Below are 23331 nucleotides of genomic sequence, written 5' to 3'. Positions count from 1 at the left end.
CCCTACTTACTCGAGAAATGACATAGGGTCTAATACTATATCCTTATAATGTTCAAGCTCCTCTTTAGCGGCTACTCCTGGGAAATCTCCTTGATATCCTTTCATATCTGTCATTACTTGAAAATGTAAATGCGGACTATAACCACCATTTTCTTGAGGTGTTCCTAAATGAGCTATTATTTCGCTTTCGCGAAAGCGATATCCAACTTCCCATTTGTTTACATCATCCAAACTCAAGTGACCATAAAGTGTATATATCGTTTGACCATCAATATCGTGTTGCAAGATCAACGTAGGACCATAATTTCCAGGATCACTATTGTGAGCATAACTGTGAACTACACCATCATACATTGCATGAACAGTGGTTCCTGCTGGCGCCCATATGTCTACTCCTAGATGAATGTCACGTACAATTCCTTTATTGAATCTTTCATTTTTTTGATAAAGAGCTCGCTGTTCTAAGTAGCCACCGATGGCCATAAAAGCGCCGTGAGATTGACGCTGTTGCTCGATATACTCATGACACACCGATATGTCGGCCACATCATTATGTTTCCAAAAAGGATTATTGATTGAAAGGTCAAGAGGGAAATAACCTTTTTGTGACAATTGTGGATCAAGCAAATGTCTTCTCATAGGAGCCTTACTTATAAGGACATTTCAGGAATATCACCTTCAACGATAAGAGTTCCTTCGGTTGCTGCTTTTATATCGTCTACAGAGACGCCTGGAGCTCTTTCTAGTAATTTAAAGCCATCATCAGTAACCTCGAGCACAGCAAGATTGGTAACCACTTTATTAATACAGTTTACACCGGTAAGAGGTAATGAACATTTTTTAAGAAGTTTACTATCACCAGCACGGTTTGTATGCATCATAGCTACGATAATATTTTCGGCACTAGCAACTAGATCCATGGCTCCACCCATTCCTTTTACCATCTTACCTGGAATTTTCCAATTTGCTATATCACCGTTCTCGGCTACTTCCATAGCTCCTAGTATCGTTAAATCAACGTGCTGTCCACGTATCATCCCAAAACTTGTTGCGCTATCAAAAAAACTGGCTCCAGGTAAAGTTGTAATAGTTTGTTTACCTGCATTAATTACATCAGCATCTTCATCTCCATCAAAAGGAAATGGTCCCATTCCTAACACACCATTTTCAGATTGAAATTCAACCTGAACACCTTCCGGAATATAATTTGCAACTAGGGTAGGAATTCCGATCCCTAGATTGACGTAGTAACCGTCTTGTAGTTCTTGAGCGATTCTTTTTGCAATTCCTGTTTTATCTAGACTCATGGTGTGTTTTGTTTACGTGATCTACTATCAAAGATAAATAGTTTTTAAAGAGCTAAAAAACTATTTATGGTAGTTTCTAAAGAAGGTTGACTAGGTCTTGCAGCATTGTTATCTACCAGTCTACCATTTTTATCAAAAAGCATATATCTAGGTATGCGACTCACATCGTTTTTTTGGAACAAGGAGGCTTTTGGATAATTTTTTGCATGAAAGGAGTATTCATTAATATCATATTGTTGAATTCCTTGTTTCCATCTTTCCTCTGCTTGATCGATGGATATGTAAGCAAATACAACTTCCTTACCCGCGAACTTTTCTTTAAGTTTTTTGGCGTGAGGAAATTGAGCTTTACAAGGTCCACACCAGCTTGCCCAAATATCTAGATAAACTACTTTGCCACGGTTTTTCTCTAGAAAATTTTCCCAATTATCGTAAGTCCCATCAACTGTTGACAAATGAACTACATCATTACTGCTCATGTCCACTTCACTTACCTTTCTGGGTTTCTCTGTCTTTTCTACGGTTTTACTCTCATTACAAGAGGTAATGATCAATAACAAACAAATTATAATAGATAAATATTTCATTATTTAAGTTTTACGCAAAAAGGTATCTAACTAAGTCTTCAATTTTTGAAAAGGCAACAACCTGAGCAGTAGAGTTTTTAAAATTTTGTTTGGCTGGTGCAATACAAATTCTTTCAAAGCCTAATTTACCAGCTTCATTAATACGTTGCTCCATTCTACTAGCTGTTCTTATTTCTCCGCCCAGACCAACCTCAGCACTGAAACAGTGTTTTGGATTGAGAGCTATATCAAAATTTGATGACAATATAGCTGCGACCACTGCAAGGTCGATTGCTGGATCATCAACATTAATACCGCCAGTGATATTTAGAAAAACATCCTTTTGTCCTAATTTGAATCCTGCCCTTTTTTCTAGGACTGCTAGTATCATATTAAGACGTTTTAAATTATAACCCGTTGCACTGCGTTGTGGTGTTCCATAAACAGCCGTACTTACTAGTGCTTGAACCTCGATCATAAGTGGTCGCATACCTTCCATTGTTGCTGCAATTGCGGTTCCACTAATTTCAAGATCTTTGTTTGCAATCAATATTTCACTAGGATTAGTTACTTCACGCAATCCATGGCCTAACATTTCATAAATGCCTATCTCATGCGTGCTACCAAAACGATTTTTAAGAGCTCGCAAAATTCTATACGTATGGTTGCGATCTCCTTCAAATTGTAGCACGGTGTCTACCATGTGCTCAAGAATTTTAGGCCCAGCAATGTGACCATCTTTTGTAATGTGGCCTATTACAATAACGGGAGTAGCTGTTTGTTTAGCAAATTTTATTAATTCACCTGTACATTCTCTTATTTGTGAAACACTACCTGCAGTACTTTCTATGTGTTGTGTTTGTAAAGTTTGAATCGAATCGATTATTAAAACATCAGGCTCAATATCACTTACTTGTTTAAAAATGTTTTGAGTCTTCGTCTCAGTGAGTATGTAGCAATTTTCGGCGTTTTTGTTAATACGATCTGCTCGCATTTTTATTTGTTGCGCACTTTCCTCACCACTTACATACAAAGTTTTAAAAGGCAGATTCAAACACACTTGCAACAATAGTGTTGATTTACCTATACCTGGTTCACCACCTAGCAAGGTAACCGATCCAGGAACCAATCCACCACCTAGCACTCTATTGAATTCTAGATTAGTAGTATCCAATCGTGGACTTTCTTGTGCATTTATTTCGGAAATACGTTGAGGTTTTGAATTACGCTTTCGCGAAAGCGTACCTGGCGCATCACCTGTTTGCCAACTAGGAGTTTGCTCTTTTTGAACTACTTCTTCTACCAAAGAATCCCACTTTTTACAGGTGGTGCATTGTCCTTGCCATTTTGCGTACTGGGCACCACAATTTTGACAGTACCACGTTGTCTTTACTTTTGCCATTATTCTTTAGCTTGTAAGGCCTCTACCTTATCTAAACAATCATCCTTTGTTAAACCTACAGCCTCTTCTAATATATAGGCCTGTTCAAAAGATTTGATCGCACGACCGTATCTACCTATACCTTCGTATCCCATTCCTTCTATAAACTTACCGTACATGATATCTGGATATTCCTTATCAACAATGGTTGCCATATCGAGTAATTGTTCCCAGTCTTTTTCTCTAATAATATATTCTGACATAGTTACGAGGTCCTTTAATCTCAATTTCATGTCGATGCCATATACTTTTTTCACATATTCATATTTGTCCAGCAAAGTTTGTACGGCTGTTTTCATATCAGCAGTACGATTTGCACTTTCTTTAGAGGTATCCTGAGCAAGATTCGAATTTAATAGTTGCTCACCTTCTACCAATTGGTATTCATTAAATATGAAATCCAATCCGCGTGGTATAGCTTGCGCTGCAACGTTATAAAAATTAGTTTCTTCAATACTTTCGTACTTCAACTTCACATTCTCTTTAGTAGAAAACAGAGAATCTGTTTGTTCAGAGAACAACTCGCTGGCGACATTTTTTTGTGCGCTGGTAGCTACATAAAAATAATTGTACTCATCCAGACTAGATATTTTGTTAACTAGATTCTCTTGAATAATCGTAGTGTAATCCGGTTCTATTTGTAAAAAAGCATCTATAGCCACTTTTTTACGCATGAGAAAAAAGCTCGCAAGATTTGCATTTATATCCTTTGCCACTAGAACGGTAAATGGTGCAACTCGATATTCTTTTTGCATGGTCGTCACAAGTTCCATGATGAAATCCATGTAACGTTGAGCTTGCTCCTCGGGAAAGCCTGATTCGACGTTGATAGCTGTATCATCGTACCTGCTTTTACGTTGATTTATTCCTACTACAAAGGATTCGGGTATTTGATCCCAATAAGACAAATAATCCACAACTCCTGAAACGGGTTCAAATAGATAATCACCATCTAAGACTAGGATTAATGGATAAGTTTTTTCTTGGTTACTATTGTAGTTACGTGGTTTAAGAATTTTTACGTTGCGTTCTTCTCCTAAAACATCGCTAGGAAATGACCTGTACAATGCTTGTGCATACGTGGTTAAACAGGACAGAAAAGCAAACGCAATAACAATATTTTTCATCTCCGTTTTTTGAGATGCTGAATTTAAGAAAAATGAAGAGATTATTTTTTTAAACTCAATAATATGAAGGAAATTAATCCGTACACTAGAACCAGTGCTGTTTGTGATAGCCACAATATCCAGCCCAATGAAGTTCCTACCGTTTCTGGTACTTGAAACAATAATAACACCTGAGCAATCAAAAAAGGATAAGCTCCAAATCCTCCATTTGTAAACGCTACTGCAAAACTACCTGCTACAAAGGCTGCTAATATAGCAGCAACAGCAAATGTTCCCTCATATGAAATTGCAAATACACTCACGTAAAACATGGCTAGGTACATGGACCAGATAAAAAAAGTATGTATTAAATACAGCCACTTTTTTTTCATTGTCCAAATGGTTGAAAAGCCTTCTTTCATACCTTTTAAAAAGTCAAGTACTTTTCGGTACAATCCTAACTTTTTGATTAAAAATATTCCCAGTAGTATTACTAAGATTACGATTGCTAAGTATAGCAATAGTTGTGATGAGTTCGCTTTCGCGAAAGCGGACTTAAAACCACCAATAAAGTATTCTAAAAAGACGTCTTGTGATAGTAATAAAGCGATGGCGGTTATTAATAGTAAGATACCAAAATCCAGCACACGTTCCGCAACTATAGTACCTATTGCTTTATTAACAGGTATACCGTGGTTACGATTTACAACTATCGCTCTAGATAATTCACCACTACGAGGAATAAAAATATTCATAGCATACCCTATTCCAATTGCAGTAATATTTGTCAAAAATGTAGGTGGTTTTCCAAACTGGGAAAGCATGTAATTCCATCTCCAAGCTCTAGACAAATGACTGAGTAAGGCTAGAATTAAACCTACAATAACATAGTAATAATTTGCACCTTTAATTTGTGCATATATTTGTTCTAACTGCTCGTTTGTGAACTGATTATATGAATAATAAATGAGCCATACACCTATAAATAAAGGCAAGCCTATTTTCAAAAATTTAATCAGATTGTTTTTCAAAGATTAGGTGAGCAAGTTGTTCTCCTCATTAGGAAATAAAAGAGATGGTTTAAAACTGCGAGCTTCTTCCATGGTCATTTGTGCGTAGGTAATTAAGATAAGAACATCACCTGGAGAGACTAATCTAGCAGCAGCACCATTAAGTGTGATTTCTCCACTTCCTCTAGGACCAGGTATTGCATATGTTTCTAGCCTATGCCCGTTGTTGTTATTTACTATTTGGACTTTTTCACCTTCTACAATATTTGCACCGTCCATTAAATCTTCATCAATGGTGATACTGCCTATGTAATTAAGATCTGCTCCTGTGACCTTAACACGGTGAATTTTTGATTTGACAACTGTAATTAACATGGTGCAAAGATACGATTATGTAATAATTAGATTAACATATAGTCTAACAGACTTTTAAAAAATGATTTACAAATCTAATGCCAGGTTATCTATAAGTCTTACACCTTCAACGTGCACTACTATAAACGCCCTTAAAGCAGTGTTTTTTGATTTACGAATTGCAGGTTTTAAATCGCTTTCTCGATTAATGGTAAAATATTCTAATTCAAAATTAGGTAGCTGTGCAAACTTGTTTTCTACCATTTGAATGGTTTTTGAAATGCTATTATTCTTTATATAGCGACGAGCATCTTTCAAAATTTTATAAATGATAGCAGCCTCTTTTCGAGTGGATTTACTCAGTCGCTCGTTACGACTGCTCATAGCAAGACCGTTTTCTTCTCTTTTGATCGGGCAACCTATAATTTTAACGGGAAGCGCTAATTTCTGAACCAGTTTTTTAACTATCTGCAATTGTTGGTAATCTTTTTCACCAAAGTACGCCTTATCGGGTTGTACCACCTTAAATAAAAATTCTAGTATAGTTCCAACACCATCAAAATGACCTGGCCTATTTGCGCCTTCCATTACTTTCTCTAATCCATTGTACTGGTAAGAATTTGAATGTACATTTTCCCCATACACATCCTGCACACTAGGTGTGTAAACTAAAATAGTAGCATCATTAAACTCTTTCTTAATTAATGCGTAATCTTTTTCAATCGCCCTAGGGTATTTCTCTAAATCATCTTGATTATTAAATTGAGTAGGGTTTACAAATATGGAAACCACTAGGACATCATTTTCATTAACTGCCTGTTGCATAAGAGATAAGTGTCCCTTGTGTAATGCTCCCATTGTAGGGACAAAACCAATGGTTTTACTCTTTAGCTGTATTGATTTGAGTTGCTTTTTAAGGCTGTTGTGAGTTTTAACAATCATAGTGCTTAACAATCATTAGCAGTTGTTATACAAGGGTTTTGACGCAAAAGTGGTTAAAAATGCTTATTTTTGCATCTTGCTAAATGTAAGGCTACAATAATACAATATATGAAGGAAAAAAGAGTACTGTACGTATCTTCAGAAGTAATTCCCTACTTACCAGAAACCGAAGCATCTTCAATGTCTTATTTTTCACCTAAAATGGTTAATGATCGAGGTGGACAAATACGCATATTCATGCCGAGATTCGGTAATATCAATGAGCGTAGACACCAACTGCATGAAGTAATACGTTTAAGTGGAATGAATCTTATCATTAATGATCTAGACATGCCATTGATTATAAAGGTTGCTTCTATCCCAAAGGAACGTATGCAAGTTTATTTTATCGATAATGAAGAATACTTTAAACGTAAAGCAACTCTTACGGATGAAGACGGAAATCTGTTTCCTGATAACGATGAAAGAGCCATTTTCTTTGCCAAAGGAGTTATAGAAACTGTGAAGAAATTGAACTGGGCACCAGACATTATACACGTTCATGGTTGGATGGCTGGAATGTTACCCTTATACCTAAAGAACTACTACGGGAACGACCCATTATTTGAAGATAGTAAAATTGTTACCTCGGTATACAATCAATCATTTGATGGTTCGTTAGATAATGAAATGATAGATAAGTTAAGGTTTGATGCATTGGATGAAGAAGCACTAGAGTTTCTTGAAGAACCTACTTATGATAATATAATGAAAACATCATTAAAATACAGTGATGCCATTATTAAAGGTAGTGAAGAACTAAGTCCAGAAATAGAATCTTTTGTGAATTCATTAGATAGACCAGTATTGGAATATCATGCACCTGATTCATTTGCTGACGCTTATGAGAACTTCTATCTTAATGATGTTCTAACTGAAGAAAAAGAAGAAGCTTAGTTGCACATGAAAAAAATTGCTTTACGATTAACAACCCTTCTTGTCGGGATGTTATGTATCCTATCTTGTGACCAAGATCCTACAACAATTGGTCAAGATCTTATTGGGGTGGATCCTAATGACATTATAAAAGAAACAGAATTTGAAGTAACTGCTTATTCACAACGACTAGACGCTGTTCAAACGGGTCGTCAAATTGTGAGCACAGCAGATAGACCTCATGTCTTAGGTATTTATGACGATCCTATTTATGGTCGAACTGAATACAGTTTTGTAAGTCAATTATCGTTGCCTTTTGCAGGTCTTGATTTCGGATCACATGATACCGATACTGATATGACAAATCCTGTTCCTGCACCTTTAATTGAAAGAGTAAGTATTGAAATCCCATACTATTCAACGATTACAGGTATCGATGGAGAGTCAAGAGAGTTTGAATTAGACTCACTATTTAATGGTGACGTAACCTATAAAGTCGAAATTTTTAGAAACAACTACTTTATTAATTCACTGAATCCAAACAACCTAGATGAAGACCAAGTTTATTTTAATGATGAAAAATCCTTGGTGGAAAATTCTCTAGATCCAACTCCTATATACTCAAATTCTTCCTTCAAACCTGATAATCTTGAGGTGGAAGTGCTAGATCGAGATTTTGAAGTTGAGCAAAGGAAAACCCCAAGATTTATTATATCTGAGCAGTCTGATATCTCTTGCATTGCCGGTTGTGAGGATCCTAACGTACAGGATCAATATGTGTTAAACTCTCCATATACCGAATTAATTCAATATTTTCAAGATACAATTCTGAATCAAGAAGGATCTTCGGTACTTGCTAGTGATTCAAATTTTCAAAATTATTTCAGAGGATTATATTTTAAGGTTACACCTTCTGGGGCTGGAGGTAATGCTATCTATGTCAACTTAGCAGATGCTCATGTGAATCTGCAAGTTTTAGTTTCAAATAGGGACACTTCAGATTTAGACGGTGACGGTGACGTTAATGAAATAAACACGATAAGCAGTGCATTTAGATTTGACTTCTCTCCTCGATCTGTACAGTTTATTGATCAAGAAATTCCGGTAAATATTGAAAATGAAATAACTTCAAATTCTAATAATAATGGCGCGGAACGACTTTTTCTAAAAGGAGGTCCAGGAAGCGCTGCTATAATAAAACTGTTTCCATCCGATTCTGAATTTGATGCTTTTTTAGAAAATAATTGGCTCATTAATGATGCTTATCTTGATTTTTATGTAGACCAGTCGCGTTTTACTGGCATAAATGGAGAAATGGAGCCTGAGCGTATTCTTGCATATAATGCAAGAAATGGAGAAATTCTAGCAGATTACAACTTCACCTCAAGTAATGTAAGTGCTCTAAATTCCAACACCGTTCATTTAGGGAGACTAGAAAGAGAAACAGAAGATGATTTATCGAGTAGAGGCGTTAAATATCGAATTAGGTTGACAAATCATCTTAATTCATTACTAAACTCAACCAATCCGATTAATGATCCAATAGCCGTGGTAGTTTCTCAAAATGTAAATGTAATCACAGGACAAAGAATTAAAGATGCTACAGATTCTATTGAATTAGAAAATGTACCTTTGTCAACTGTAATCGCTCCTGAAGGTACTGTACTTCATGGTAATCTTTCTACAGATCCTGATAAGCGATTACAACTTAAAGTTTTTTATACAGAAACAAACTAACCTATTATGTGTGGAATTGTAGGATACATAGGCCATAGAAAGGCTTATCCAATCGTTTTAAACGGTTTAAAACGACTTGAATATAGAGGATATGACAGTGCCGGAATCGCAATTTATGACGGTTCTGAATTAAGCTACTCAAAAACTAAAGGTAAAGTAGCAGACCTAGCTACAAAATTAGAATCAGAGATAAGCACCGAAGGTACTATAGCAATCGGTCATACTAGATGGGCAACACATGGTGTTCCTAATGATGTAAATTCTCACCCACATTTGTCAAACAGTGGCGACCTAGTTATAATCCATAATGGAATTATTGAGAATTATGAACCATTAAGACAGGAACTTACTAATAGAGGTTACACCTTCAAATCAGATACCGATACCGAAGTGTTGGTAAACCTTATTGAAGATGTTAAAACTAAAGAGAAGGTTAAACTAGGGAAAGCCGTTCAAATAGCTTTAAATCAAACCATTGGCGCCTATGCAATAGCTGTGTTTGATAAAAACAAACCTAATGAAATTGTGGTTGCAAGATTGGGTTCTCCACTGGCGATTGGCGTAGGAGAAGATGAATTTTTTATAGCAAGTGATGCAAGTCCTTTTTTAGAGTTCACAAAAAATGCTATTTATCTTGAGGATGGAGAAATGGCTGTGGTAAGAACACATAAGCCTATGAAGGTACGTAAGATTAAAGACGATAGTCTTGTACAACCTTACGTTCAAGAACTTCAAATGAATCTTGAGCAAATAGAAAAAGGAGGTTATGATCACTTTATGCTTAAGGAAATATATGAACAGCCTGACGCCATTAAAGACACTTTTAGAGGTAGGATGCTAGTGGATCAAGGCCTAATCAAAATGGCCGGAATTGATGATCATATAGATAAATTCTTAAACGCAAGAAGAATTTTAATCGTTGCCTGTGGAACGAGCTGGCATGCGGGATTAGTTGCTGAATATATTTTTGAAGAATTAGCAAGAGTACCTGTTGAGGTGGAGTACGCTTCTGAATTTAGATATAGAAATCCTGTTATTTATGAGGACGACATTCTAATCGCGATATCACAATCGGGAGAAACCGCTGATACTATGGCAGCTATTAAGCTGGCTAAGGAAAATGGTGCTTTTGTATTCGGAGTATGTAATGTGGTTGGAAGTTCTATTTCTAGACTTTCTGATGCCGGTGCCTATACCCATGCAGGACCTGAAATAGGTGTTGCTAGTACAAAGGCATTCACAACTCAAATAACTGTCCTTACTCTTATAGCATTGCAATTAGCTAAAAAGAAGGGTAAAATTTCTACGAGTGATTTCCATACTTATTTAGCCGAATTAGAAACGATACCTGCTAAAGTAGAAAAGGCATTGCAATCAAACGATCATATACTACAAATAGCAAATATCTACAAGAACGCTCAAAACTGTTTGTATTTAGGAAGAGGTTTTAACTTCCCTGTAGCTCTAGAAGGAGCCTTAAAGCTTAAAGAGATTAGTTACATTCATGCTGAAGGATATCCTGCGGCAGAGATGAAACATGGTCCTATTGCCTTAATCGATGAGCAAATGCCCGTGGTAGTTATTGCCACAAAAAAAGGACATTATGAGAAGGTTGTAAGTAATATTCAGGAGATTAAATCCCGTAGTGGTAAAATTATTGGTATAGTGACCGAAGGTGATAAGGATGTAAAAAACATGGCCGATCATGTAATTGAAGTTCCTGAAACCATCGAGTTTATGACTCCATTATTAACTACGATACCTCTACAGCTTCTATCGTATCACATCGCTGTTTTATTAGATAAAAACGTAGATCAACCTCGTAATCTTGCTAAGTCAGTGACTGTAGAATAATCTTAAGGTTAATTCACTTACAATACAAAAGGCCACTATTATTAAAATAGTGGCCTTTTTACTTAAAAAGAGGTTACTACCTTAAAACTTGAATTTCACAGGGACTTCTAAGCTGTCAATAACCGGAACTGTAATAGAAAAAACACCTTTTTCTATATCTACTGAGCCATCATACTTTACAGCTACCTTTTTATTGCCCAATACCTGAAGGGCGATATCAATCATTTGATTACCTCTTTTTCCGATTAAATCTTTAGGCGATAACTGAGCCTTGATGGGAAATTCAAATTCTGAATTTCCTGGCATTATTGCATCTGATGTTTGATGAATATTAGCAGACTTATAATTATTGATGTACACATCAAAATCAGCTTGTTTTAATTGTAGTCCAATATCATTAGGGTTATACATAACACAAACTGCTTGTAGCTCAACAGAATCTCTTGTAATATTTAATAACTCTGCTTGCTCGATTCGCAAGAACACTACATCCTCATATGGATTGGAACAAGAAAAGGAAACCAATACAACGACAAAAAGTATAAAAATCTTTTTCATTATTTAATTATTCTTATAGAAACAAAAATATCAATACCGATATCACTGTCATGATAAAAGTACACGTAAATATCTTTTAATAAAGATTTTACTAGATAGGTGCTTCCTTCAAAAAAGGTTTGCACAACTTGTACTTTGACTCCATCATTACCAACAATCTCAATGCCATGAGGATAGACTAGCAACTCTTTATTATTATTAAGATATCCTGGTGGTATCACATTCACCTCTTCAAATAAAGATGCTGTGTAGAAGGTATTGGGATAATTATAAATATTATGAGTATCACCTTTAATTTCTATATGACCATCTTTCATCACAACAGTACGGTTTGTAAACGATAGAACATCATTCCTATCATGAGTAGCAATCATGCACGCTATCCGCTTGTTTTTTAAATAGGTAAATAACCTACGCCTTAATTCATTTTTCCTAAAATTATCAATGTGTGAAAATGGCTCATCTAGTAATAAAAGCTGTGGCTCTTGCGCAAGTGCCTTAGCTAGGGCTACTCTTTGTTTTTGTCCACCAGAAAGGTTTTTAACCACTGTATTCTTAAATGACGTAAGATCAACTGTATCTAAAAGTTCATCAATACGGTTTACTCTGTCATCATTTTGAATTGATAGATGTTCACCTATATTTTCGGCAACGGTGGTAAATGGCATCAAATCAAATTCTTGTGGCACGTATTTCATCATTGAATGCCCGGGAACCAAATGATAATCAGGACCTAGTAATTCTTCATCATACCAATAAACTTTACCGCTTTGTTGTTGTAATAATCCATATGTCAATTTCAACAACGTACTTTTCCCACATCCACTTTCACCAATAATTGCCGCAATCTCACCTGTTTTGATTTCCAGGTTAATATTTTTTAGATTGTACGATGATTCTTGATTTTGATTATCCGCTTTCGCGAAAGCGAAATTTATATCTACTAATCGTAACATAAATACAAAGATAAGAGACAGAAAACCCTAGCCATTTGACTAGGGTTATTTCTAATTTAATGCGTGTAATTGATTACATTTTTACTTGTTGCTGACCATTAGGTAATTCAGTGAATCCCATATTGTATAAAGCAAAACTGTATATATCTGTTTGCTCATTAATGGTTTGTTCTGTGGATTTACCTGCGCCATGACCAGCGTCAACATCGATACGAATCAATGTAGGCGCGTCACCTGCTTGTTTAGATTGAAGCTCAGCTGCAAATTTAAATGAATGCGCTGGTACTACACGGTCGTCATGATCTGCAGTGGTAACCATTGTTGCTGGATATTCTACACCTTCCTTAACATTGTGTAAAGGAGAATAGCCTTTTAGATATTCAAACATCTCTGGGCTGTCCTCTGCCGTTCCATAATCATATGCCCAACCTGCGCCAGCTGTAAATTTATTATAACGCAACATATCTAAAACTCCTACGGCAGGAAAGGCAACTGCTGCAAGGTCTGGACGTTGAGTCATAGTAGCTCCTACTAATAAACCTCCATTTGATCCTCCTTGAATAGCGAGGTACTCTGTAGAAGTGTAGTTATTTGCTTTGAGCCACTCACCTGCTGCTATGAAATCATCAAATACGTTTTGCTTTTGCATTTTAGTACCTGCATCGTGCCATTTTTTACCGTATTCTCCACCACCTCTTAAATTTGCTACTGCGTAAACTCCGCCCATTTCCATCCATGCTGCTCTAGAAGTTGAAAATGATGGATTTAAGCTTATATTGAATCCACCATATCCATAAAGTATAGTTGGGTTTTTACCGTCCAGTTTAAGACCCTTTTTATGGGAAATAATCATAGGTACTTTTGTGCCATCTTTTGAGGTGTAAAATACCTGGGTACTTGTATAGTCATCACTATTAAAATTCACCTTGGACTTGCGATACATGGTTGAGGTACCATCTTCAATATTCAATTCGTAAATACTTGATGGTATAACATAGTTTGTAAATGAATAATACAATGTTTTCTCGTCTTCCTCTGCACTAAAACCGCTTGCGTTACCAATCCCTGGAAGCTCTATCTCTCTAACTTCAGTACCATCATAATTATACTGTACAACTTTTGAAACTGCATCTACCGTGTATTCAACAAAGAAATAGCCACCAGCTTTTGAAGGACTCATTACTTGTTCGGCCTCTGGAATTATATCAATCCATTTATTTGGGTCTAGGTTGCCCAACTTTGTTTTCACAATTCTTTGATTCGGTGCGTTGTAGTCAGTCACTAACCAAAACATGTCACCTTCATTGTGAATTGGATAGGTATTAGTATCAAAATTGTCGATAATTGCGACCGGTGGTGTATTTTTTACTAAATCCTTTACAAATAGCTTATTCCCATTTGTAGAAGTGCTTGCTGTTATAATAAGGTATCGCTCATCCTTGGTAACATTTCCTCCTACATAACGATATTTCTCTTGTGGAACACCTCCAAAAACTACTTTGTCTTTATCTTGGGAAGTCCCTAAAATGTGATAATACAGTTTATGCTGGTCCGTTTTGGCACTGAGCTCACTACCATCTGGTTTGTCGTAGCTAGAGTAGAAAAAACCATCATTACCTCTCCAAGATATACCAGAGAATTTTACGTCTTTAAGGGTATCGCCAACCATTTCTTTAGTCTGAGTATCCAGTACTATAATTTTACGCCAATCACTACCACCTTCAGATATTGCATAGGCAAAAAGGGAACCATCCTGAGTAAAACTACTGCCTGCTAGAGAAGTTGTTCCATCTTTGCTAAACGTATTTGGGTCAAGGAATAGTTCGGCATTTTCTGGTTTATCACCTATTTTATATCTGTAAAGAACACTCTGATTCTGTAAACCATCATTTTTAGAAAAATATTCCCAATCACCTTCCTTAGATGGAGCGCTCACTCTCTCATAATTAAAAAGCTCAGTTAATCGATTTTTTATCTTATCTCTATAGCTTATTTGGTCAAGAAATGAGAAGGTTGTTTTGTTTTGTTGAGCTACCCATTGTGCAGTTTCATCGCTCTTATCATCTTCTAGCCATCTGTAGGGATCTTTTACTTCTTTTCCGTGATAAACATCTACTGTGTCTACTTTTTTAGTTTCTGGATAAGTCATCGCCATTGTTGCGTCATCATTCTTTTTGTTTTCATTTTCACAAGAAATGAACACAGCTACTGCGGCCATTCCTAAAAGAATTTTTTTCATAGTATTTCAGTTTTGGTTTTTTATATTTTAACTAGCCTAAAGGTCTTATAACTAGTTGAGTTGACCGTTTTTCCACTATTTAAAGCCTCCTTACTTTCTATCGTTAATAGATAAGTTCCTGTCTTAAGGTCACTTATTGATATTTCTTCTACATTAAATTCCTGCTTAACTACTCGTCCATTTAGGTCGTATATCATAATCGCGTCAAATGAAGTTGCTATTGTGAACCTAACGATATCGGTAGCTGGATTAGGAAACATTGTGAGTGATGCTTGCTCTTCTTCTGCCAAGTTAAGAACGTTGCTGTCATAAACAAACATACCGTCAACAGTTGAGGATATATTAAAACCACCGCTATATCCCGTATCTTCATTAAAAAACGCCACATCTAAATGCTGGTTTGTATCAATATTAATCCAGGTTACTCCATCATCTAGACTATATGAACTTCCTGAATAAGTAGTTCGTTGCCCACAACTCACAATTCTATTGGAATCGGGCACATATGCTATAAAATCACCATATGGAAATCCGGTTCCTGAAATATTAATTCCTTGCCAGGTAGCTCCCGAATCATTGGTTCTATATAAGTTACCATTGTTATCCTGAATAATCCCTTTGTTTGAATCAGCAAATGAAATATCTCCAAAAACAGTTGTCCCACCAAAATCTGATAACGGTGACTGATATGCTGTCCAATTCACACCACGATCTGAGCTGTGAATGATTCGTCCTTTACTAGTAGTAAACCAGATATTATTACCATAGTAAGTATACTGTCCAAAATATCCGAATTCACCTGGTAAAACAGCTGGTATATTTGCACTAGGAACTCTTGTATAAGTAGAACCTCCATTGCTAGAAACATATATTTCCCAAAACCCATTTACAGGGTCACCTGCCGTCACACCAGCGTTGTCAAAAAAATGCACAAAATTTGGAAAACTACTTGAATCTTGATATAGCGCTCCTGCCTGTCGTGTCCAAGTTAATCCAGCATCGGTAGTTTTCCACACTCCACCTTGATCTCCTGCATTTAATGGATGAGCTGCTACATAAGCTGTAGTTCCTCCTGCATCACAAACATTTGATATACCAAGATTGACATTTCCTAAATCGAAACTTCCTGGTATCCATGATTGGCCAGCATCATTAGTTCTAACAAATTCCTGAATATTGTTACTAGGAGTTATTCCATCATAAGCAACACCCCATGCAGTTGTAGCAGTTCCTATGTGGATTTTATTGACACCTCTAGAAGTATTAGAAAATCCAGAAGCTTCTACACGCCAAAATTGAGCTTGAACCGTTGATGTCGTAAATACTACTGCTATTAGTGCAAGTACTAGTTTCATACTTAGTAAATTCTTTACATTAAGAAGTAAAGATACTACCTGATAAAACTAATCACAACCACTATACTAACTTGTTTTCAATTAAATACTGAGCGATTTGAACGGCGTTTGTCGCAGCTCCTTTTCTCAGGTTATCTGCCACAATCCACATATTAAGTGAATTCTCTTGCGAGTGATCTCTACGTATACGACCCACAAAAACATCATCCTTACCATGTGCCATAAGTGGCATAGGATAATTATTCACATCAACATTATCTTGCACTGTAACACCATCAGTTTGTGAGAGTAATCGACGCACGTCTTTTACATCAAAATCAGACCTGAATTCAACATTTACAGATTCTGAGTGGCCACCTACAACCGGTATACGAACAGCTGTGGCTGTAACAGCAACTGTATTATCATCAAGAATTTTTTGAGTTTCCCTTACTAACTTCATCTCCTCTTTGGTATACAAATTATCCTCAAAAACATCACAATGCGGTAAGGCATTACGGTGAATTTGATATGGATAAGCCATCTCTCCTTTTTTACCATCATATTCATTCTCTAACTGTTGAACAGCTTTTACACCAGTCCCAGTTATAGATTGATAGGTAGAAACTACAAGCCTTTTTATACGATACTCCTTATGTAAAGGAGACAAAGCAAGCACCATTTGAATAGTTGAACAATTGGGATTTGCAATAATTTTATCGTCTTTAGTTAAGGTATGCGCGTTAATTTCAGGAACTATTAATCGCTTATCTGCATCCATTCTAAAAGCACTAGAGTTGTCAACAACTGTGGTTCCTACTGCAGCAAATTCAGGAGCATATTTTAAACTAACGTTCCCGCCGGCAGAAAATAAGGCAATTGCAGGTTTCATTTCAATAGCCTGTTTCATACTTACTACCTTATACTGTTTACCCTTAAAAGTAATCTCGCTACCTACTGATTTTTCTGAGGCAACAGGTATCAAGTTTGAAATTGGGATGTTTCGCTCTTCCAGCACTTGTAACATCACTTGGCCTACCATTCCGGTAACACCTACTACTGCTATATTCATGAAATAAAAATTTAAGTCTACAAAAATATATCATAAACAATGACGGTAAGGCCTTTAAGAAATAATTAATAATGAGAAACTCAAGAATACTATTACCGTTTTGTAAGATGGTTTACGCTTTCGCGAAAGCAAAACACAAAAACACAATAGCCTTAATACAAGCTATTTAGACCACACAACGCAATAGGCTAAAAAAATCCAAATCAATAGATACAATTTAAACATTTTAAGCAGTATCTTTGCACGACGAAAAAACAGCTCTAATGAGCTGCAATTATTTAAGTACTAAAACATTATATAAATGTCTCAAGTAAAAGGTAGCGTTTCACAGATCATCGGACCGGTGGTTGACGTAACATTTGACGCGGCACAAGGTGCCCTTCCTAGAATTTATGACTCACTAGAAATAGCGCAAGCTGACGGTACAAAACTTGTATTAGAGGTTCAATCTCATATAGGTGAAGATACTGTGCGTACTATATCTATGGACTCTACTGATGGATTAAGTAGAGGTGCAGAAGTTGTAGCTACGGGTAACCCAATTCAAATGCCTATAGGTGACGATGTATACGGTCGTCTTTTTAATGTAATAGGTAGTGCAATTGACGGATTAGGTGAATTACCTAAAGAAGGTGATAATGGTTTACCTATTCACCGTGCAGCGCCAGCCTTTGAAGATTTATCGACTTCTACAGAAGTTTTATTCACTGGTATTAAAGTAATCGATCTTATCGAACCTTATGCAAAAGGAGGTAAAATTGGTCTTTTCGGTGGTGCTGGAGTAGGTAAAACGGTACTTATACAAGAATTAATTAACAACATTGCAAAAGGTCACGGTGGACTTTCTGTATTTGCTGGTGTAGGAGAGCGTACTCGTGAAGGTAATGACCTTTTACGTGAGATGCTTGAATCGGGAATTATCAAGTATGGTGATGACTTCTTACACTCTATGGAAGAAGGTGGATGGGATCTTCAAAAGGTTGATAAGGAAGCAATGAAAGAATCTAAAGCTACCTTTGTATTTGGACAAATGAATGAACCACCAGGAGCACGTGCTCGTGTTGCTTTATCTGGTCTTACAATAGCTGAATACTTCCGTGATGGAGCAGGCGATGGTCAAGGTAAAGACGTTCTTTTCTTCGTTGATAATATTTTCCGTTTTACTCAAGCAGGTTCTGAGGTATCGGCACTATTAGGTCGTATGCCTTCGGCGGTAGGATATCAACCTACACTTGCTACTGAGATGGGTGCTATGCAGGAACGTATTACCTCAACTAAGAAAGGTTCGATTACATCTGTACAAGCTGTATACGTACCTGCGGATGACCTTACTGACCCAGCACCGGCAACAACGTTTGCTCACTTAGATGCGACAACGGTACTTTCTCGTAAGATTGCTGAGCTTGGTATTTATCCAGCGGTAGATCCATTAGATTCTACTTCTCGTATTCTTACTGCTGATATTTTAGGTAACGAGCACTATGACTGTGCACAACGTGTAAAAGAGTTGTTACAACGTTATAAAGAGCTACAAGATATTATCGCCATCCTAGGTATGGAAGAATTATCTGAAGAAGATAAACTTGCGGTATCTCGTGCACGTAGAGTTCAACGTTTCTTATCACAGCCTTTCCATGTAGCAGAACAGTTTACTGGAATACCAGGTGTATTAGTTGATATTAAAGATACTATCAAAGGATTTAACATGATTATGGATGGTGAACTAGATCACTTACCAGAAAGTGCTTTTAACCTTAAGGGTACTATTGAGGAAGCTATTGAAGCAGGAGAAAAAATGCTTGCTGAAGCTTAATTATGAAAAACACTATTATGAAATTAGAAATTGTAACTCCAGAATTAACTGTTTTTAGTGGTGAAGTGGAATCTGTAGCTGTACCTGGTGTCAATGGTGAATTCCAGATGCTTGACAATCACGCGCCTGTAGTTTCTCTTCTAGTAGAAGGTGATGTTCGTATTTATGGATCAGTTACTTTAAATGAAGATCAACAAAAGTTGTTTGTTTCTAATGATGGCACAACTAATTATAAAATTTCTGGTGGTGTGATTGAAATGAAGGATAACAAAGCAGTTGTACTGGCAGACTAATACAACTTACTTACTTATAAAAAAAACCAGCTCAATGAGCTGGTTTTTTTATGTCATAATATTTATAAAGTGATTAAATGTTTTTATCGCTCCCATCACGATTTCATCCATTTCAGACGTTGAATAATCCTCTTTAAGTAATTTTAAAGTAGCTTTCCATCTAGCCCGCCTTTCTTCATTAGAAGAAGTATAAAACTGCATGGAATTGATATTATAATCTAAGTTTTTATTCTCTGATAGCTTTTTACCTATTACTGCAGCGCCCAATAAAGATCCTTCTACTACGTATAACGCACCTATCATTTCTAAAGGTGTGAAAGAAATGGATTCAATATTTGGCAAGTGAATATCTCGTTGTGTAAGCTCAAAATAATCATGCTCAATCCACCTAGATATGGGTTGCCTTTCCATACTTAATGATTTTTCAATTGGTAGATAAGCTTTATAATTAAGCATTAATATTTCTAAAAAATATTCTCTTGAAATATTCTGATTAAAAATGGCAATAGAATGAGGAGCCTTATCCAATTTCTCATGTAACTCCTTAGTTCTCGATCTTAGGTTATTAATTAGTGTCATACCCTAAAAAAAGAAGAAATATTCTCATCAAGATCCTGTATTACTTTATCATAATACTCTTTCAATTTAAGATCTTTTTCATCTGTTCTTGCAGCAGATTTTAAAATTTCATGAATACGTCGTAACTCCTCTCTCCTTAATTTTAGTTCGTTTAATTTATCCAATGTTTTTTGCTTTTTTACAATGATATCCTGGACTAATGGTTCTAACCGTTTATGAAGATTACTGATATCGTTCTTTAATAAATAACCAGATGCTCCACTCAAAATAACATTAGCTGCTAATTCTTCATTATTCAATGTACCTGTTATTACAATTATAGGAGTACTAGGCTCGATCTCTTTTACGGCATTAATTACATCAATTGCTGTAAACCCAACCAAATCATAGTCTGTACAAACCAAATCAGGTATAAAATCTTTAAGAGCATAACGCACATTACTGAGCTTATCAGAAATTCTAATTTCAGGTTCTGAAACAAACTTTTCAAACTGTCGTTGCAGTAGAATGGTATCGCTTACTAGATCTTCAACGATAAGGATTCGTAAGTTTTGGTTGATCATTTTAACTTAGATTAATTTCAACCCAATACTTTACAGCGTTTACAACAGTATATTTTAACGACTGAAAAGATTTAGGTTTTTCCACATAAGAGTTAGCTCCTAGATTATAAGCGTGTTCGATATCACTATTTATAGTACTTGAACTAAACATTATTTTTGGAATTCTACGGAATTCTTGTTTATTTAAATCTCCCAAAAGCTCCAATCCAGAAACTTTTGGCATTTTCAAATCAATAAAAATTAAATCTGGTCTAATTTTTTCAAATTCATTGTTCTCAATTAAATGCCGTACTTTTTCTGAATCATCGAAAGATATAAAATTTGAGTCAGAAAATTCTTTCTTAATGATTCTTTTAAACAATTGTATATCTTCTAACCTATCTTCTATATAGACAATATTTTTTCTTTGAATTGAATCCATTCTACCTAATTGATTTAAAATAAAATTTTATCGTCGTTCCTTTGTTTAGTTCACTTTCTGCCCAGATATCGCCACCGTGTCTAAACACCACCCTTTGCGCAATAGCCAGTCCTACACCTGTACCTTCGTACTCTTCTTTAACAAGACGTGTAAATACACCAAAAATCTTTTTACCATATTTAGGATCAAATCCAACACCATTATCAGTTACAACATAAACATCCTTTTCACCGTCGTTGTATTGCGATACGGTTACTTGTGGAGCTTCCTTTTTGGAACTGTATTTAAAAGCGTTTGATAGTAAATTAAAAAACAACTGGTACAACATTGCTCTATCTCCATATATTGAAGGTAATCCTTTTTGAATATTAAATTGAGTCTTTGGATAGCGCCTTTTCATATTACTATCTTTTACGATATCATTACAAAGTTTCTCAACATCGATATCATCATCAATTTTCCTGAGCTTACTAAGACCACTATAACTCAAAATAGAGTCCATTAAATCGTTCATTCTAGCGGCACTATTAATGATTATTTGAAGACTCTGCTTACCATCCTCATCTAATTGATCCATGTAATCCTCCATAAGTATTTGAGCAAAACCATCTATACCACGCAATGGACCTCTCAAATCATGCGATACACTGTAACTAAAACTTTCTAATTCTTGATTTAAAGACAAAAGCTGTCTATTTAGTTTAGATACTTCAGAAAATTTAGTTACGATTATATTTTTAACATCCTCAACAAAGGCTTTAATAGCTGCTATTTCGTGTGTTTGCCATGGTATGGAATGCTCTCTTACTTGTTCTGTGAATTTTTCAAATGATTTACGAGGAGTTAGATTTCCTTGGATTTGTTTTTTGTCTGGATTACCACCCCAATTAATTTCAGCAATCTGTTCTTTTCTTAGCCATACTATACAGTCACCTTTCTTCTTGCTTATTTTATATAAGACCACACCAGCGAATTGTAACTTTTCTAAACTAGGAATGGAAGTTTCTTTGCTAAAGGAATTAGAACTATAAAAACCGTTTTCATCACATAGAACTTCAAATTTCTTGATTATATTTTTAATATCTGTGACTTCCAATGACAGACCTATTGAGCTTAATTGAGTGTCATACTTAATGATAAAAGCATCTGATTTAACCAAATCTAGTGCGGTAACCTCATTGTTTGTAAGTCCGTGCACGAGATCCCATTTTTCACTCATATAGTGAACAAGTTTAGAACGTACATGACTGTTTTGATTCAAACGTGATATAAAGTCATTTGACGTTTTTATCGTAATTTGATTGCTTATTATGTCAGAAAGTAAAAAACAGGTTTGACGTTTTTGAAAGTCGATAAACTTTGGACTATAATGATGACAAGCAATTAATCCCCATAATTTATCCTCGATCACTATTGCACAACTTAAAGTTGCACAAACTCCCATATTCCCTAAATATTCTTTATGAATATCACTAGAACCTCTAAGAATAGAGTTACTTAAATTAGTTAAAAAACCTGACTGTGGATTTACCATAGGAAATAAAGGGTAATCTGGTTCTTTTAGATTTGATATAATTCTTACACCTTGTTCCTTAAAAAGGTCACGTGCGTTTTTTGGTATATCACCGGCAGGATAATGTAGACCTAACCAGGAGTGCAAATCATTATTAGCCGCTTCTGCTATGACTTCTCCGTTCCAATCTGCATCAAACTTGTAAACCATAACCCTATCATAATTAAGGAAATGTTTTATTTCATTTACTGCAGTATTTAAAACCTCCTGAACACTATTACACGAAGACATTTTATTGAGAGCGCTTATAATTAGTTGTTGCTCTTCTAGAAGATTTAATGTTGAATCATACTTTTCAATATCCAACAACAATCCCTCATTACTCAAAGAAAGTTTATAAGAAAATTCACCGTCTACTACTGTCTTGAAATCGTTATTTATAAGCTGTATTTTCAATTTATAAATTACCTCTTCCTGCAGTAACGTAGATAAGTTACTGTTTAAAAGATCAATCTGAACATTCAAAAAATCGGTTGCATTCTTAGAATATTGTAGGATGTTAAAATCATTATCTATGACTAATAGTACACCATGTGATTGAGTTCTATGTATAAAACGTATAGGCTCGTCTTCACATGTAGAAATTTCAATTTTTTTAGGGTAGGATTTTAACATCGTTAATTTTTTAACTTAGTAAAGATACTTGTTTAGTTTTATTTGATAAAATTTAAACAATAATTGAGTTCAGTTTTTTAGAG

The 23331-nt window shown here is 35.6% G+C and carries 22 protein-coding genes; 5 read left to right on the top strand and 17 right to left on the bottom strand.

Annotation, left to right across the window (positions count from 1 at the left end; all coding sequences use genetic code 11):
• Positions 1-6: 6 nt before the first annotated feature.
• From HCN53_RS09965 to panC, 8 genes are all read right to left on the bottom strand, one after another.
• A complete protein-coding gene (locus tag HCN53_RS09965) occupies positions 7-639 on the bottom strand; it encodes a peptidoglycan DD-metalloendopeptidase family protein (protein WP_167342850.1) in 633 nt (210 codons plus the stop codon).
• Positions 640-650: 11 nt separating this feature from the next.
• Complete coding sequence (locus HCN53_RS09960) at positions 651-1307, bottom strand: CoA transferase subunit B (RefSeq protein ID WP_167342849.1); 657 nt, start codon at positions 1305-1307, stop codon at positions 651-653.
• 44 nt (positions 1308-1351) lie between these two features.
• Positions 1352-1894 (bottom strand): TlpA family protein disulfide reductase, encoded by a 543-nt coding sequence (locus HCN53_RS09955; RefSeq protein ID WP_167342848.1) that lies wholly within the window; start codon positions 1892-1894, stop codon positions 1352-1354.
• A 10-nt stretch (positions 1895-1904) separates the two neighbouring features.
• On the bottom strand, positions 1905-3275 hold the full coding sequence (gene radA / locus HCN53_RS09950) for a DNA repair protein RadA (protein ID WP_167342847.1): 1371 nt from the start codon (positions 3273-3275) through the stop codon (positions 1905-1907).
• Positions 3275-4441: an alpha/beta hydrolase gene (locus HCN53_RS09945; RefSeq protein ID WP_167342846.1), complete on the bottom strand. Its 1167-nt coding sequence runs from the start codon at positions 4439-4441 to the stop codon at positions 3275-3277. Before HCN53_RS09945 ends, radA begins: the two co-directional genes overlap by 1 nt.
• Positions 4442-4482: 41 nt before the next feature.
• The gene (locus tag HCN53_RS09940) at positions 4483-5427 is read right to left on the bottom strand and encodes a lysylphosphatidylglycerol synthase transmembrane domain-containing protein (protein WP_240919349.1); all 945 of its coding nucleotides are present in this window, start codon (positions 5425-5427) and stop codon (positions 4483-4485) included.
• A 27-nt stretch (positions 5428-5454) separates the two neighbouring features.
• Positions 5455-5805: an aspartate 1-decarboxylase gene (gene panD / locus HCN53_RS09935; protein ID WP_042276495.1), complete on the bottom strand. Its 351-nt coding sequence runs from the start codon at positions 5803-5805 to the stop codon at positions 5455-5457.
• Positions 5806-5871: 66 nt separating this feature from the next.
• Positions 5872-6726 (bottom strand): pantoate--beta-alanine ligase, encoded by an 855-nt coding sequence (gene panC / locus HCN53_RS09930; protein ID WP_167342845.1) that lies wholly within the window; start codon positions 6724-6726, stop codon positions 5872-5874.
• A gap of 108 nt (positions 6727-6834) precedes the next feature.
• On the opposite strand from panC, the gene HCN53_RS09925 reads away from it, so the two are divergent.
• The 3 genes from HCN53_RS09925 to glmS are packed head-to-tail and all read left to right on the top strand — an operon-like array spanning position 6835 to position 11232.
• Entirely contained in the window at positions 6835-7662 is an 828-nt protein-coding gene (locus HCN53_RS09925) for a glycogen/starch synthase (RefSeq protein ID WP_042276500.1), read from the top strand.
• A gap of 6 nt (positions 7663-7668) precedes the next feature.
• Positions 7669-9378: a DUF4270 domain-containing protein gene (locus tag HCN53_RS09920; protein ID WP_167342844.1), complete on the top strand. Its 1710-nt coding sequence runs from the start codon at positions 7669-7671 to the stop codon at positions 9376-9378.
• 6 nt (positions 9379-9384) lie between these two features.
• Entirely contained in the window at positions 9385-11232 is a 1848-nt protein-coding gene (gene glmS / locus HCN53_RS09915) for a glutamine--fructose-6-phosphate transaminase (isomerizing) (protein ID WP_105017764.1), read from the top strand.
• An 81-nt stretch (positions 11233-11313) separates the two neighbouring features.
• Here glmS and HCN53_RS09910 read toward each other — a convergent pair whose 3' ends face one another.
• The 5 genes from HCN53_RS09910 to HCN53_RS09890 all read right to left on the bottom strand — a co-directional run bounded on the left by HCN53_RS09910 (position 11314) and on the right by HCN53_RS09890 (position 17391).
• A complete protein-coding gene (locus HCN53_RS09910; protein WP_042276506.1) occupies positions 11314-11790 on the bottom strand; it encodes an LEA type 2 family protein in 477 nt (158 codons plus the stop codon).
• Complete coding sequence (locus HCN53_RS09905) at positions 11790-12746, bottom strand: ABC transporter ATP-binding protein (RefSeq protein ID WP_167342843.1); 957 nt, start codon at positions 12744-12746, stop codon at positions 11790-11792. Before HCN53_RS09905 ends, HCN53_RS09910 begins: the two co-directional genes overlap by 1 nt.
• Positions 12747-12819: 73 nt before the next feature.
• Entirely contained in the window at positions 12820-14985 is a 2166-nt protein-coding gene (locus HCN53_RS09900) for a prolyl oligopeptidase family serine peptidase (protein ID WP_167342842.1), read from the bottom strand.
• 20 nt (positions 14986-15005) lie between these two features.
• Positions 15006-16340: a T9SS type A sorting domain-containing protein gene (locus HCN53_RS09895; protein WP_167342841.1), complete on the bottom strand. Its 1335-nt coding sequence runs from the start codon at positions 16338-16340 to the stop codon at positions 15006-15008.
• Positions 16341-16401: 61 nt separating this feature from the next.
• Positions 16402-17391, bottom strand: coding sequence for an aspartate-semialdehyde dehydrogenase (locus tag HCN53_RS09890; RefSeq protein ID WP_167342840.1), 990 nt, complete (start codon positions 17389-17391; stop codon positions 16402-16404).
• A 301-nt stretch (positions 17392-17692) separates the two neighbouring features.
• Between HCN53_RS09890 and atpD the strand changes: the two genes are divergently transcribed.
• Positions 17693-19204: a F0F1 ATP synthase subunit beta gene (atpD, locus tag HCN53_RS09885; RefSeq protein ID WP_105017770.1), complete on the top strand. Its 1512-nt coding sequence runs from the start codon at positions 17693-17695 to the stop codon at positions 19202-19204.
• 17 nt (positions 19205-19221) lie between these two features.
• Entirely contained in the window at positions 19222-19497 is a 276-nt protein-coding gene (locus HCN53_RS09880) for a F0F1 ATP synthase subunit epsilon (RefSeq protein ID WP_042276521.1), read from the top strand.
• 48 nt (positions 19498-19545) lie between these two features.
• Here HCN53_RS09880 and HCN53_RS09875 read toward each other — a convergent pair whose 3' ends face one another.
• From HCN53_RS09875 to HCN53_RS09860, 4 genes are read right to left on the bottom strand one after another with little or no spacing between them, the layout of a single operon-like run.
• The gene (locus HCN53_RS09875; RefSeq protein ID WP_167342839.1) at positions 19546-20076 is read right to left on the bottom strand and encodes a biliverdin-producing heme oxygenase; all 531 of its coding nucleotides are present in this window, start codon (positions 20074-20076) and stop codon (positions 19546-19548) included.
• Positions 20073-20639: a response regulator gene (locus HCN53_RS09870; RefSeq protein ID WP_105017772.1), complete on the bottom strand. Its 567-nt coding sequence runs from the start codon at positions 20637-20639 to the stop codon at positions 20073-20075. Before HCN53_RS09870 ends, HCN53_RS09875 begins: the two co-directional genes overlap by 4 nt.
• 1 nt (position 20640) lies before the next feature.
• Positions 20641-21060, bottom strand: a complete 420-nt coding sequence (locus tag HCN53_RS09865) for a response regulator (protein ID WP_105017773.1) — start codon at positions 21058-21060, stop codon at positions 20641-20643.
• A gap of 1 nt (position 21061) precedes the next feature.
• Positions 21062-23248 carry an ATP-binding protein gene (locus tag HCN53_RS09860; protein WP_167342838.1) on the bottom strand — a complete coding sequence of 729 codons (2187 nt, stop codon included), beginning with the start codon at positions 23246-23248 and terminating at the stop codon, positions 21062-21064.
• Positions 23249-23331 lie beyond the last annotated feature (83 nt).

It is taken from the genome of Nonlabens sp. SY33080, assembly GCF_011784885.1.
GTDB classification, from domain to species: Bacteria; Bacteroidota; Bacteroidia; order Flavobacteriales; family Flavobacteriaceae; genus Nonlabens; species Nonlabens tegetincola.
This window is presented reverse-complemented; position numbering and strand designations above follow the sequence as displayed.